The following is a 13511-nucleotide window of genomic DNA, read 5'->3' on the forward strand; positions in this document are numbered from 1 at the left end:
AACCTATGCGCCCCCTTGTGGCCGATATTGATCTGGACGCGCTGCGTCACAACTATCAATTGGCGTGCCGCTGTGCGCCCCAAAGCCGCTCAGTGGCCGTTATCAAAGCTGATGCTTACGGGCATGGTGCGCTAGCGTGCGCTCAAGCGCTGGAGGCCCATGCTCCCGCGTTTGCCGTCGCCTGTATCGAAGAGGCTCTCGCGTTGCGTAAAGGTGGCATTACGAAGCCTATCGTTCTGCTTGAAGGCATCTTCAGTACTGATGAGTTGGCGCTGGTGGACACCCACGGTTTCTGGATCGCGGTGCATAGCCAGTGGCAGGTTGATGCACTGTTGGCGGCCACGCCACGCCAGCCCATCCCGGTATGGTTAAAAGTCGACTCCGGCATGCACCGCCTGGGCTTTGCCATTGAAGAGGCCGCTGCCATCTGGCGCCAGCTTCTTGCTGCGCCGAGTGTGGCTTCGCTGCACCTGATGAGCCATTTTGCCACTGCCGATGCTCAGGATAGCCGTTATTTCACTCAGCAAATGGCACGGCTCCAGGAGTTGACCAGTGAGCTAGAAGCGCCGCTATGCCTAGCCAACTCACCGGCGACCTTGGCGTGGCCGGTGGCACATGGTGACTGGAACCGGCCAGGCGTCATGCTCTACGGCAGCGACCCCTTAGAAGTCGCCAATGACATCACCCGGCAACTGAAGCCAGTGATGACTCTGCGCTCTGAAATTATCGCCCTGCGAGAGCTAGAAGAGGGCGAGCCCGTGGGCTACAGCGGGCGCTGGCGTGCGCCGCGGCGTTCACGCATTGCCGTGGTTGCCTGCGGCTACGGTGACGGCTATGACCGCCATGCCCGCGATGGTACGCCAGTGCTGGTAAACGGCCAACGCTGCGCGATTGCCGGTAAAGTCTCTATGGATATGCTCACGGTGGATGTAACAGACGTGCCCGATGCCGCCATTGGCAGCGAAGTCGTATTATGGGGTAGCGCTAGCAACGGCGAAGTACTGCCGGTGGATGAAGTGGCCCGTTACTGCGATACGATCAGCTATACCCTGCTGACGGGGGTACTGCCCCGGGCGCCTCGGCGTTATCATGGGCGTTCTGATTAAACGGTTGTTTTTATGTCAAAATCACGTTATCCACGTTCGTTTGCCCACCCGCGTTACTGGCCCACTTGGCTCGGGATTGGTGCCATGTATGTTGCCGCCTGGCTGCCCTGGCGGCTAAAAATGAGTATTGGCAAAGGGCTTGGGTTGCTCGCATGGCGCTTTGCCAAGCGGCGGCGGCGCATTACCGACACCAATATAGCGCTGTGCTTTCCCGAAAAGAGCGCCGAACAACAGCGGCAACTCGTCAAAGAGTCATTCATCGCTAATGGCATTGGTCTCGTCGAAACCGCGACGGGCTGGTGTCGAAATGGCGAAAGCTTACGCCACCGAGTTGCTTATATTGGCGAAGAGCACATGGCCCGTGCTCAGGCGCGAGGCAAAGGGGTGGTCATTATCGGTGTTCACTTCTCATCGCTCGATTTAGGCGGTGCCTTACACGCGCTATTTTTCTCTGCTGACGCTGTCTATCGCCCGCATAACAACCCGCTGTTTGAGCGTTTTATGACCCGCGCTAGAAAGCGTAATTTTGGTGTTGCGATTGACCGTTACGACCTGCGTGGAGCGGTACGGCAGCTTAAGGCAGGCCGGATGGTGTGGTACTCGCCAGATCAGGATTTTGGCCGCGATGTGAGTGTGTTTGCACCGCTGTTTGGTCAGCAGGCCGCGACGATACGCTTAACGGCCAAGCTTGCGCGTATGACTGGCGCGTCGGTGGTGCCGATGATGTTTCACCGCAACCCGGATAATGCGACCTATACGATTGAAAGCCTGCCTGCGTTAGAAGGTTTTCCGAGCAATGACGAGGTTGCCGATGCGACCAAGGTCAATCAGTTTATAGAACAGGCAATTCGCAAGCACCCGGAACAATATCTGTGGCTTCATCGACGCTTTAAGACCCGCCCCGAAGGCGAGCCCAGCGTTTATTGATCCACCTAAGAGCTACAAAAAAGCCAGCGTTAGCTGGCTTTTGGCATTCAGATGCGTCGCTTAATCCAAGTTGCGGGAGTAGAAAATCTCCAACATCTCTTTACGCAAACGGCTCTCAATATCACGCGCTTCTTCAAAGGTAATATCGCGCCGGGACGTACCGAACAGGTAGTTATCCAGCTCGAAGTCTTTGAGCAGCATCTTGGTGTGGAACATGTTTTCCTGATACACGTTTACATCCATCATCTGATACGCATGCTTGGTATCTTCAGCAAGGTAGTCTTGGATGGAGGTAATGCCGTGATCGATAAACAGCTTCTTGCCGTCTACGTCACGGGTAAAACCGCGTACCCGATAATCCATGGTGACGATGTCGGAGTCGAAGCTGTGGATCAGGTAGTTCAGCGCTTTAAGCGGGCTGATATGACCACAGGTCGAGACATCAATGTCCAGACGGAAGGTGCTAATGCCGTTGTCAGGGTGCGACTCAGGGTAGCTGTGCACCGTAACGTGACTCTTATCTAAGTGCCCAACCACCGTTTCTGGCAGTGGGCCGGGGCCCGGCTTAATCTGCTCAGGCGCGGCGTCATCCAGCTCATGCTCGGCAATCAGGATCGTCACGCTTGCGCCGTGGGGCTCATAGTCCTGGCGGGCGATATTCAGCACATGAGCGCCGATAATGTTGGTGACGTCTTTCAGGATCTGCGTCAAACGTTCGGCGTTGTAGAGCTCATCGATATAGTCGATATAAGCCGCACGCTGCTCTTCGGTTTTGGCGTAACAAATGTCGTAAATGTTGAAGCTCAAAGAGCTTGTCAGGTTGTTAAACCCGTGGAGTCGGAGATTATCTGTCATGTCCGAGCCTCCTTATGGCAGGTGAAGACACCCCGACGAGCCAGCGCCGGAACCGATAAGACGTTGCCACCATCGCTGCGGTGTAACCCCACCCGATAAAGCAGGGCGGTGACAGCACAGGTGAAGGTAAAACAAGCGGGCGTATTATGCCCGTCAAGGCGATTGCTTGCATCCGACTGAACTACTTTTTTTGCCGCCGCGGTTGGGCAAGCGGCGGCGCTAGCCGAGAGAGCCAAGCGCTGCCCGTGCAAACAGCCGCTCAAGCCTCGATAATCTCAAAAGAGTGAGTGATCTCTACGCCGCCATTAACCAGCATGATCGACGCGCTGCAGTACTTTTCAGCAGAGAGTTCAACGGCGCGCTGAACCTGCTTCTCTTTCAATGCATGCCCAGTCACTACGAAATGAACGTGGATCTTGGTAAAGACGGCGGGCACTTCATCAGCGCGTTCAGCGTCAAGTTCCGCGACACAGTCGGTGACATTGGCACGCGCTTTATCGAGAATGTTCAAGATGTCAAAAGCGGTGCAACTGCCCATGCCCATCAACAGCATTTCCATGGGGCGGGGCCCCGTATTGCGGCCACCGTGGTCGGGCGGACCGTCGATGACAACGCTGTGCCCGCTACCGGATTCCGCCACAAATTGACGGCCTTCTGTCCATTTTACCCGTGCTTTCACGCGGCTCTCCTCATCTAGGCGACGAAAGGTAAGTCGCGCAGCATAACATTTCTTGGCCTGCGCGCCTCTTCTCGGGGCTCTTCTCAATGTCCCTGTTTTTCATCACCGGCATTATTAATCATGGTCAGTGTAAGGCATCTCCCAACCGCCTTCGCAAATGGCTCGCTTATCCGCCACTTCCGGATTGTAAAGATAGACCCAGGCACGACCAAAGCGGGTGGCTATTTGCTGGCGGTCATACTCGCCCTGCGCGGGGGCATCGATACGGTAGTCCTCCAGCCGGTCTAGCTGGGCCAGCTGGCCAACGCTGACCTCATAAACCTCTATAGTGACGCCTTTGGATGGCTGCCATTTTGCGCCGGGGTAGGGGCCGATATCATAGAGCGTGAGGGCGCGGGTGGTGTCGCTCCCCAGTCGCCTGGCGCCGTTTAACCAGTGGGCGTTGTTGAACCCCTGCTTCAGCGTGCCATAGACCGCTACGAGGGGCGTATCAGCGATTGCCACACGTAAATAGTCTGGATGCATCGACTAGTCCTTCCCGCGCTGTCGTGGGAATTGAAGCTGGCTTTCCAACGCCGCTAGCCGTTCAGGCGTGCCCACATCGACCCACTGCCCTGTGTAATGCTCACCGCTCACCCGTTGGTTATCAATGGCGGCCCTAAGCAGTGGCGCTAATGCAAAGGCACCCTGAGGCTGCCCAGCTAACAACGCTGGGTGAATCACACTAATGCCCGCATAGGTTAACCGCTCATTGCTGGTTTGATTAACGCGCCCTCCCGCTAGCCCAAAATCGCCGTCGGGGTGGTGGGAAGGATTATCTACCAGCACCAAATGCGCTAAATCATCGCCTTGCAGCGCTTGTACGTTGGGCAACGCTTCACACCAGACATCGCCGTTAATAAGTAGAAAAGGTGCTTCACCCAGCAGCGGTAGGGCTTGCTGAATACCGCCACCGGTTTCCAAAGGCTCTGTTTCACGGCTCCAATGAATACGCAGCCCAAAAGCATCGCCATTACCCAGGGCATCAATAATCTGCTCGGCACGGTAGCTGACATTAATGACGACTTCATGAATCCCCGCTTCGTGAAGACGCGCCAGATGATGCACGATGAGCGGCTTACCCGCGACGGGTAACAGGGGCTTGGGGCAGTGATCCGTGAGCGGTCGCATCCGCTTGCCGAGCCCTGCGGCTAAGATCATTGCTTTCATTACGTCATTTCCGCTAGTCGTTTCATGAGGGCGGGGCGAAAGGTGAGCGTGACCCACTCAGTGAAATCAGTCTGCTCGGTCAGGAACGAAAGACTATCCTCCAGATGATCCAAAAAGTGCGGCAAGCGCTCAAGATAGCCACTTTTTTGATCGCGTAGCGTTAAACGGCAAAATATGCCCAGCACTTTCAGCGAGCGCTGAGCGGCCATGGCATGGCACTGGATTAGGAAGGTGGCAAAATCGACCCGGCTGGGAAGACGACCATCACGGCGGGCCTGCTGATAAAATGCGCTGACGAAGTCGCTAAACTCCTCATCGCTAAAGCGGCAGTAGCGCCCCCGCAACAATGAGATAAGGTCGTAGCTTAGCGGGCCTGCCACCGCGTCCTGAAAGTCGATCATGAATAAACGCTGGTCGTGTACCATCAGGTTCATAGCATCGAAATCGCGGTGCACACTGACCACCGGCTGGGCCAGCGCTTGCTGAATAAGCTGCTCGCGCAGGGGGTGCCAGCTTTCGGGTGGCGGTAGCTTCAGCCAAGCACCCAAGCACCATTCGGGAAACAGATCGAGCTCCCGGCCAAGCAGCGCCCTATCATAAGCGGGCAGTGATTCGGGGCTGGCGCGGTTTTGCAGCTCGGCGATGAGCGTTAGGGCCTGCGCATGGTACGCCTGTGTGGTAGCGTCGTCGGTAAACAAGTTTTGTAGCGGTGTGTTGCCCAGGTCATCAAGCAGCAGGAAGCCGTCCGCCAAGTTGGCGGCATGCACCTTGGGTACCGCCAAGCCTGCGCTGTGCCAACGTTGGGCGATGGCGACAAAAGGGTGTGAGTCCTCCTGTTCAGGCGGGGCATCCATTACTACCTGGGTAGAGCCGTCGGGTAATGTGAGGCGAAAATAACGCCGGAAACTTGCATCGCCCACGGCGGATGAAAGCGTAATATCGGCCTTGGAAAGGCCGTTTTGTTGGGCAGCCCACGTGGTGAGGGCGTTAATCCGATAAGAGGACATGCAAGCTCCTTGCTGGTCGGGCATCATGCGGGCTGTATAATACCGATTCTGGATGCCAAGGATAACGAACATGGGCAAGCGATTTTCGCGCACGTTGCCAGTTGCGCATACGCTGATGGGCAGTTTGCTTGCTGGCGCCTCGTTTACAGCGGTGGCTCAAGGTCAAAACATGCCCGCAGAGGCGTTAGACTGGCAAGCCTGGGGGGAAGAAGAGGCGGCCAATCAATTGTGCCGGGGGCGCTACGTGATGCCCAGCTACCGCTTACCCGCGGAAGAGAACCCGGAAACCCTCTCACTTGAGGCCAGCGACGTCGATTACGCCGCCAATGGCGAGGCGTTGTTGCGCGGTGATGTGGTGCTTCGGCGCGGCAATGAGGAAGTAGAAGCGGAGCGTGTCTTTTTACCCGCCGACCGTGAGCAGGTCGATGCTGAAGGCAATATCGCCATACGTGACGGACGTGCATTGGTGCGCGGCGAGCAGGCGATGCTGAGGCTAAACGAAGACCGGGCGACGTTGGGGAATAGCCATTATGTGCTTTACGACCAGCACCTGCGCGGTCAGGCAAATCAGTTAGAGCAGACGGCAGAGGGCGAGTATCGTCTGCAGGACGCCAGCTTCACGACCTGTGACCCAGGCGCCAATAGCTGGGAATTGGTGAGCAGTGATATTCGATTATACCAAGCAGAAGGCTTTGGCACCGCGCGTCATGCCCGACTGCATGTTAAAGATGTCCCGGTGTTTTACTGGCCTTGGCTACGTTTTCCCATTGACGATCGTCGTCACACCGGGCTCCTGTCCCCGTCAATCGGCTTTTCAACAGACGGTTTTGATTATACTCAGCCATTTTATTGGAATATTGCTGCTAACCACGATGCAACCATCACGCCGCGCTGGATGAGCGACCACGGGTTGCTAATGAACGGTGAGTACCGCTACTTGTTTGAAGAGAGTGCGGGCATCGTCGAAGGCGGCTATTTAAATAGTGATAACGGCGGCTCCGGCGGTGGAGAAAATCGCTTTGAAGGTGAGGATCGTTGGTATGTGGATGCCCGCCATGCAGGGCGGGTAAACGAGCGTAGCATTTACCGGCTGCGCTATGGTGCGGCCAGCGACGGGCGCTATTTTGATGACTTTGGTGGCGAGTTCGGTGAAAGTGATCGCGCCAGCATGGAGCGCTTGGCCCAGGTCGATTACCGTGGCCAGCGCTGGCAGTTAGATGCCCGTGCCCAAGGCTTTCAGCGTCTGGAAGACCCGCTCAGCGATAGCGATAAGCCCTTTTATCAACTGCCGAGCCTGAGTGCCAACGCGAACTGGCAGTTCGACAACGGCCTCTACACCCAGTGGCGCTCTAATGCGACCTATTTTTGGCGCGATGTGGATGAGCGCCGTGTGCCGGAGCGTGAGGCGGCCACCGGTAGCCGATTGCACCTTACGCCTGTTGTTGGCTGGCGCTTTGAACGGCCTTGGGGCTATTTAGAGCCGCGTACTGAACTGTGGAACACCGCCTATGAGTTGGATTATGGCGAGCGAGAAACGGAGCGGGGTGACTCGCCCAGCCGCAGCATTGCGCTGACCTCAATCGATAGCGGGTTGGTCTTTGAGCGCGAGCTGGCCCTCGGCGGGCGCGACTATCGCCAAACCTTGGAACCGCGTCTGAACTACGCCTACGTGCCACGTACCGATCAAACTGAGCTGCCGGACTTTGACAGTCGAGAACGTGTGTTCTCCTGGGATCAGCTCTGGTCCGCCCAGCGCTTTTCCGGCACTGACCGCGTGGGTGATCTCAACCGGCTCTCTTATGGCGTGCAGTCGCGCCTACTTGAGGATGCGTCCGGTCGTGATCGACTTTCGTTTGGGGTCGGGCAGAGTGTTTACTTTGATGATCGCCGAATCGATAGCGAAGGCGATGCGGATACGCTGCCGGATCGGCCGGAAGAAAACCCCAACGTTAATCCTGAAAGCTACTATCAGGCCACCCGGGATCGTTCACCACTAGTGACCCGCCTTGATTGGCAAATTAATGATCGCTGGAGCAGTGGCTACGAATGGCTCTACGATGATCACCGTGATCGCACCGAACGCTCAAGCGTTGATGTACGTTATCGCCATCCCGAAGGGCACGTAGTGAACCTTGGCTACCGTTGGGAGATCGAAGGATTTGACCCGGGTGTGTTGCAGGGCGACGACGGCTTTCGCGACTATAACCGTGAAGAGTGGGATCTGTCGTTTGCCTGGAAAGCCAGCACTAGCATTGATTTGATCGGTCGCTACCTTCACGATCAAACCAATGACCGCTCGCTTGAGCAGCTGGCAGGCGTGCAGTGGAATAACTGCTGTTATGGCCTGCAGCTTGTTTGGCGTGAATGGGTCGATGACGATGATACTGCCCGCATTGATGATGATTTTAATGATCGCGGGCTTTTTTTGCGCTTCGTGTTCCGTGGCTTAGGTGGCGTTGGCCAGAATGCGGACAGCTATTTTGAACAGACCATTCCTGGCTATCGTCCGACCGCCCTGTAAATGACTTCCATAGAATGGCTAATGAAAGAGACGTTTGTAATGAAAATGAGAAAGCCCTTGCTAGGCCGAATGAAGCAGCTCTCTGCTGGTAGCCTACTCGCCCTCTGCGTTGGCGCTGGCCTTGCGTTGGCCCCACTGACGCTCCAAGCGCAAAATTTCCAATCCACCCAGCGTCAGGCATTGGATAGTGTCGTGGCCGTGGTCAATAACGATGTGATCATGCGCAGCGAATTGGATGATCGTATGGCGCAAATTGAGCAGCAGGCCCAGACGCAGGGCGGTAATCTTCCTCCCCGCTCCCAGCTTGAGCGGCAAGTGCTTGAGCGTATGGTGATGGAAGAGATTCAGCTACAAATGGCGGAAGATGCCAGTCTGACGATTGATGATACTGAGCTAAACGGTCAGGTGCGCTCGATTGCCGAATCCAACGGTATGACGCTGGATGAGTTTGCTGATGCCGTGGAAGCTGACGGCATGACGCTGGCGAGCGTGCGCGAAGATATTCGCCGCGAAATGCTGATGCGTCAGGTGCAGCAGCGCCAAATCAGTAATCGTGTGACGGTTAGTGATCGTGACGTTGAGCGTTTTCTTGACCAGCAGCAGGGGCAGGCCGGCGAGCAGAACTTCATTGAAGAGACGCGGGCCCGCCACGTATTAATCGAGCTGACGCCTAATCGCGATGAAAACCAGGCGCGAGCGCGAGCCGAAGAAGTGCGCCAGCGCTTGTCTCAGGGAGATGATTTTGCCTCCGTGGCGCGCGAGTATAGCGATGACAGCGGCACTGCACTCAACGGGGGTGAGCTTGGCTGGGTGCGCCCAGGGCAAACTGTTCCTGCGTTTGAGGAAGCAATGCGTGACCTAGGCGTTAACCAGATATCCCAGCCGGTGCGCTCTCAGTTCGGCTACCACGTGATTGAGGTGGAAGAGCGTCGCCGCCAGAACGTTACTCAGGAGAGTCAGCGCGAGCAGGTTCGCCAAGCGATCTTCCAGCGTCGCGCGAACGAAGAGCTTGAAACCTGGCAGCAAGAGATTCGCTCACAGGCTTTTGTTGATGTTCGTCTCTAATGGTAGCTGGGACTTCAAGGGCTGATAGCGCGCTGCCGGTGGTCATCACCACCGGCGAACCAGCGGGCATCGGTCCTGAACTAACGCTAATGCTTGCAGCCGGGGGGGGGCTTCCTCCAAATACCGTGGCCATTGGCGATCCGGAAATGCTGCGCCAGCGCGCAATTGCGCTGGGGCTGGATGTTACGGTGGTAGAGTGTTCGGTGGGTGAGTGCCCAAGTGGCGACAATGCCTTACCTGTTTGGTCCGTCGCTCTTAATGCCCCTTCCTCGCCAGGTGTGCTTAATCCAGCTAACGCCGATTACGTACTTGCCACCCTGGCAATGGCGGTCGATGCTTGTCAACACGGCCTCGCCGCTGCCATGGTGACCGCACCGCTGCACAAAGGCGTAATTATTGACGGCGGTCACCCTGGCTTTACCGGCCATACCGAATGGCTGCGTGATGCCTGTGGCGTTGATGACGTCGTGATGATGCTGGCCACCGACGCGGCGCTACATGCGGCATCGCCAAGCTGGCAGGGTAGTGGCGATTTACGTGTTGCTCTGGTGACCACCCACTTGCCTCTGCGCAACGTCGCCGACGCTATCACCTTTGAGCGGGTCACCTGCATTAGTCGCTTACTGGCGATTGGTTTGCAGCACCAGTTCGGGATTGCTAAACCGCGCATTGCAGTGTGTGGCTTAAACCCGCATGCCGGTGAAAATGGCCACCTGGGCCACGAAGAGCTGGATATTATTATTCCCGCGCTTGATGCCCTTCGCGCTGAGGGAATGGATATCCTTGGCCCGTTGCCCGCCGACACACTATTTACCCCGCGGCACTTGGCAGGTGTCGATGCAGTGTTGGCGATGTACCATGACCAGGGCTTGGCAGTGTTAAAATATGCAGGCTTTGGTCAGGCTGCCAATATTACCCTGGGCTTGCCATTGGTACGCACTTCGGTCGACCATGGCACCGCGTTGGATCTGGCTGGCAAAGGCGTGGCAGACCCCGGCAGCCTGAAAGTCGCTATCGCCCTTGCACGCCGTCTATCTACCCAGCGGTTGTCTGCTACTGTCTAGCGTTTGCTGCGAAATACTCCCGATTGAATCCGCACTCCAAGGAACACCGTTTGATGTCTACTGTGCCCCAACACCGCGCTCGTAAACGCTTTGGTCAGAACTTTTTGCGCGACCTTGGCATTATTTCGCGGATCGTTCGTGCCGTTGGCCCGCGCTCGACGGATCGCCTTGTCGAAATTGGCCCAGGGCAGGGTGCACTGACCGAGCCGCTGCTGGAAGCGGCAGGGCATTTAGAAGTCATTGAGCTCGACCGCGATCTGATCCCTGGCCTGCGCGTGCAGTTTTTTAACTACCCAGACTTTGTGATACATGAAGGCGATGCGCTGAAGTTTGATTTTGCCGCGCTGAAAGGCGATGGACCTGCGCTGCGCGTGGTGGGCAACCTGCCTTACAACATCTCCACGCCGCTGATAATTCATCTCTTGGCCGCAGGAAGTGCGATAGAAGATATGCACTTCATGCTGCAAAAAGAAGTCGTTGAGCGTTTGGCTGCTGAACCGGGCGGTGCCGATTGGGGGCGTCTTTCGGTCATGGCGCAGTACTACTGTAATGTCGAGCAGCTATTTATTGTGCCGCCGGAAGCCTTTGTGCCGCAGCCCAAGGTTGAGTCGGCCATCGTGCGCTTAACGCCTCATGCGACCCTGCCTCATACAGCAGAAGACCCCACGCTGCTGTTTGAGTTGGTGAAGCTCGCGTTTGGTCAGCGGCGCAAAACGCTGCGCAATAACTTTAAAGGGCGCGTGAGTCCTGAAATCCTTGAAGCATTGGGTATTGATCCTATCCGCCGTCCGCAAACACTGACGGTCGCCGAATACGTGGCGATTGCCAATCGAGTCGCCGCCGATGAGCCGGCGAGCAGTGAGCGGGGCAGCCAAGCGTGAGTGGTCTAACTATCGAGGTAAACGTTGCGCCTAGCTACCGTGCCGATGAGTCCAATGATGCGGAGTCGCGCTACGTCTTCAGCTATACCATCACCGTCCATAATCAAAGTCCCCATAGCGTGCAGCTCATGGCGCGCTATTGGAAAATCACCCAGGGCAGCGGCGAGTGCCAGGAGGTGCGCGGCAAAGGCGTCGTCGGGCAGCAGCCGCTGATTGGCCCTGGGCAGAGCTTTCGCTATACCAGCCGTGCCATTCTTCAAACGCCGGTGGGAGTCATGGAAGGCGCCTATACGTTGCTGGACACTTCCACGCAACGCGCGTTTGAAGTGGCCATCACACCGTTCAGGCTGGCGGTGCCGCTCCAGCTCCACTAGCATTTTGCGCTAATCTGCTTTCCAGGTGATCGCAAAGTCGCAGGGCCAGTTGCACCAGCGTTAATGTGGGGTTGGCGTGCCCTGCGCTGGTAAACACGCTGGAGCCCGCCACGTAGCAATTTTCCTGGGAAAACAGACGGCAGTCGGGGTTAACGATACCTGCCTCGGCAACAAGACTCATGCGCGTGCCGCCCATGTGGTGACGCCCAGCAAGTTCGCCTTCCGTGGGCAGCTGCACCGGCGTATCGGCAAGCCAATCAGCCATCTGTAGCCTGCCTACCTCATTGTCACGCAGGTATTCACCTAGCAGTAGCATGCTCTCGCGAATAGTGCGGCGATCCAGCTCAGATTGCTGCCATACCAAGCGGCTGCGGGGAACGCCCAGGTCATCCAGCTCATCGCTCAGTTCGATACGGTTCTCAAAGCGCGGCTCCTGTTCCCAGGCGGCTCGTAGCACCACGCCATGGATTATCTGCCCTTGGGCTTGCCAGATACGTATTCGTCCCGCCAGCGTAGGGGCTTGATCAGCGAGCTCATCAATCAGCGCCTGAGTGGTTTCAGCGTTCATACGGTGCAAGCGCAGCCCACAGTTGAGTATTTGACGTGAGTCGAGGGACGCAGCAGTGGGGGAGAGAAACACGTTGTATTCGTCGTCCAGCCCCAATGCTGCTGGCTTGAACAACAGCGCCTTGCCCACAGTGGCGTGAGGGTGCTCCATCCAGTAGCGCCCCAGTGCGCCCGCCTGCGGTATTAGCTGTCCATTGGCTTGCTGGTTGCACCACAGCAGCAGGCGTGAGTTTTCGATACCGCCGCAGGCGAGCACAAAATAGCGCGCATGTACCAAGCGATAATCCCCTTGGTAATTCTTGAAAGTGGCACTGGAGACGCGGCTATCTTGGGTCTCCAATGCCACTAGGTTGGCCGTTAAGCAGCATTCAAGCGTCGTCGACTCGCGCAGCGTAGCGGCAAATTTATCTTTCAGCCGTGTCGGGTTGCCCAGAGAAAAATAGATACGTTTAAACCCAGCCCCAGCGATAGTTTGGTCTGCGGGCGTCGTCGCCAAGTCGAGTAACTTGGCGGCAGAGTGGTAGTAGGGCGAAAGCGCATCACGGCCAATGGGCCAAGCTGTCTCGCTGGCGGCTGATTTGGCGGTGAAGTCATAGCGATCCAAAGGACGACAGACGCCGCCCCAGTGATTGGTCGAGCCACCCAAATGGCGTAGGCGAGCGCCATATAAAGGAATATAAGGATCGCCGATGGTTTCGCCCCGATAGCACTCCTGAGATCGCTCGCTGTAATCAGCATCGCCACCTTCGCACAGCAGCACGCGATGCCCCCGCTCGGCCAGGGTGACCGCCATGGAAATACCTGCTGCACCCGCGCCGATAATGCATACATCCACGGCGTCACGCTGTTCGCTAATAGCCTCAAAATCAATATACATCAGCGGTCGCTAGCCTTAAGCAACCAACCGTTCACCACCACCGAAGCGATAGGTGGGGAAGTTTTAGCGGTAAAGGCCTGGGCGATCGGCAACAGTGTTGTACCGGGCAGCACTACAGCGCCGATGCCCGCCAGGGTAACTACTCGTAGTAGCCCACGCCGCGTATGATCCATAGCCATATGAGTATCGTTTTCCTTAACAGTAGTGACGAGGCAGCGATCTTATGAAAGGCGATTTCGCTGCTGGACGTGTGTCTTGAGAACGCCAACGCGCATTTTTATAGTGATCCAGGTTCGCTATTTTCACCAGCGTTAATCATCAAGATAAATAACCGACGGCAGGCAGAAGAGGCGAGTGAGGTGGTAGTATTTAGCCCACT

Annotated in this window: 14 protein-coding genes; 7 read left to right on the forward strand and 7 right to left on the reverse strand. The window is 56.7% G+C overall.

Annotation, left to right across the window (positions count from 1 at the left end):
* Positions 1 to 5 precede the first annotated feature (5 nt).
* Both alr and lpxL read left to right on the forward strand, forming a co-directional pair.
* Complete coding sequence (alr, locus tag CXF87_RS01535) at positions 6 to 1106, forward strand: alanine racemase (protein WP_101145214.1); 1101 nt, start codon at positions 6 to 8, stop codon at positions 1104 to 1106.
* A gap of 12 nt (positions 1107 to 1118) precedes the next feature.
* The gene (lpxL, locus tag CXF87_RS01540; RefSeq protein ID WP_101145215.1) at positions 1119 to 2033 is read left to right on the forward strand and encodes an LpxL/LpxP family Kdo(2)-lipid IV(A) lauroyl/palmitoleoyl acyltransferase; all 915 of its coding nucleotides are present in this window, start codon (positions 1119 to 1121) and stop codon (positions 2031 to 2033) included.
* 60 nt (positions 2034 to 2093) lie between these two features.
* Here the strand turns inward: lpxL and speD are convergent, their stop codons facing one another.
* From speD to CXF87_RS01565, 5 genes are all read right to left on the reverse strand, one after another.
* Positions 2094 to 2888: an adenosylmethionine decarboxylase gene (gene speD, locus CXF87_RS01545; protein ID WP_101145216.1), complete on the reverse strand. Its 795-nt coding sequence runs from the start codon at positions 2886 to 2888 to the stop codon at positions 2094 to 2096.
* A gap of 259 nt (positions 2889 to 3147) precedes the next feature.
* Positions 3148 to 3567 carry an OsmC family protein gene (locus CXF87_RS01550; protein ID WP_008956332.1) on the reverse strand — a complete coding sequence of 140 codons (420 nt, stop codon included), beginning with the start codon at positions 3565 to 3567 and terminating at the stop codon, positions 3148 to 3150.
* Between the two features lie 114 nt (positions 3568 to 3681).
* Positions 3682 to 4092 (reverse strand): gamma-glutamylcyclotransferase family protein, encoded by a 411-nt coding sequence (locus tag CXF87_RS01555; protein ID WP_101145217.1) that lies wholly within the window; start codon positions 4090 to 4092, stop codon positions 3682 to 3684.
* 3 nt (positions 4093 to 4095) lie between these two features.
* Positions 4096 to 4776, reverse strand: coding sequence for an N-acetylmuramate alpha-1-phosphate uridylyltransferase MurU (gene murU, locus CXF87_RS01560; protein WP_101145218.1), 681 nt, complete (start codon positions 4774 to 4776; stop codon positions 4096 to 4098).
* The gene (locus CXF87_RS01565; RefSeq protein WP_101145219.1) at positions 4776 to 5783 is read right to left on the reverse strand and encodes an aminoglycoside phosphotransferase family protein; all 1008 of its coding nucleotides are present in this window, start codon (positions 5781 to 5783) and stop codon (positions 4776 to 4778) included. The genes murU and CXF87_RS01565 overlap by 1 nt, the downstream gene beginning before the upstream one ends.
* 70 nt (positions 5784 to 5853) lie before the next feature.
* On the opposite strand from CXF87_RS01565, the gene CXF87_RS01570 reads away from it, so the two are divergent.
* The 5 genes from CXF87_RS01570 to apaG are packed head-to-tail and all read left to right on the forward strand — an operon-like array spanning position 5854 to position 11688.
* Positions 5854 to 8304 carry an LPS-assembly protein LptD gene (locus CXF87_RS01570; RefSeq protein WP_101145220.1) on the forward strand — a complete coding sequence of 817 codons (2451 nt, stop codon included), beginning with the start codon at positions 5854 to 5856 and terminating at the stop codon, positions 8302 to 8304.
* A gap of 39 nt (positions 8305 to 8343) precedes the next feature.
* Positions 8344 to 9369, forward strand: coding sequence for a peptidylprolyl isomerase (locus tag CXF87_RS01575; protein ID WP_101145221.1), 1026 nt, complete (start codon positions 8344 to 8346; stop codon positions 9367 to 9369).
* On the forward strand, positions 9369 to 10433 hold the full coding sequence (gene pdxA, locus CXF87_RS01580; protein WP_101145222.1) for a 4-hydroxythreonine-4-phosphate dehydrogenase PdxA: 1065 nt from the start codon (positions 9369 to 9371) through the stop codon (positions 10431 to 10433). Before CXF87_RS01575 ends, pdxA begins: the two co-directional genes overlap by 1 nt.
* 53 nt (positions 10434 to 10486) lie before the next feature.
* Positions 10487 to 11314, forward strand: coding sequence for a 16S rRNA (adenine(1518)-N(6)/adenine(1519)-N(6))-dimethyltransferase RsmA (gene rsmA / locus CXF87_RS01585; RefSeq protein WP_101145223.1), 828 nt, complete (start codon positions 10487 to 10489; stop codon positions 11312 to 11314).
* Positions 11311 to 11688, forward strand: a complete 378-nt coding sequence (gene apaG / locus CXF87_RS01590; RefSeq protein ID WP_008956340.1) for a Co2+/Mg2+ efflux protein ApaG — start codon at positions 11311 to 11313, stop codon at positions 11686 to 11688. Before rsmA ends, apaG begins: the two co-directional genes overlap by 4 nt.
* On the opposite strand, the gene CXF87_RS01595 is transcribed toward apaG, so the two are convergent.
* The gene (locus tag CXF87_RS01595) at positions 11657 to 13132 is read right to left on the reverse strand and encodes an FAD-dependent oxidoreductase (RefSeq protein ID WP_101145224.1); all 1476 of its coding nucleotides are present in this window, start codon (positions 13130 to 13132) and stop codon (positions 11657 to 11659) included. The two genes, apaG and CXF87_RS01595, sit on opposite strands and share 32 nt — an antisense overlap.
* Positions 13132 to 13311, reverse strand: a complete 180-nt coding sequence (locus CXF87_RS01600; protein ID WP_008956342.1) for a hypothetical protein — start codon at positions 13309 to 13311, stop codon at positions 13132 to 13134. The genes CXF87_RS01595 and CXF87_RS01600 overlap by 1 nt, the downstream gene beginning before the upstream one ends.
* Positions 13312 to 13511: the final 200 nt, after the last annotated feature.

The sequence above is a fragment of the Halomonas sp. MES3-P3E genome (genome assembly GCF_002836035.1).
Lineage (GTDB): Bacteria > Pseudomonadota > Gammaproteobacteria > Pseudomonadales > Halomonadaceae > Vreelandella > Vreelandella arctica.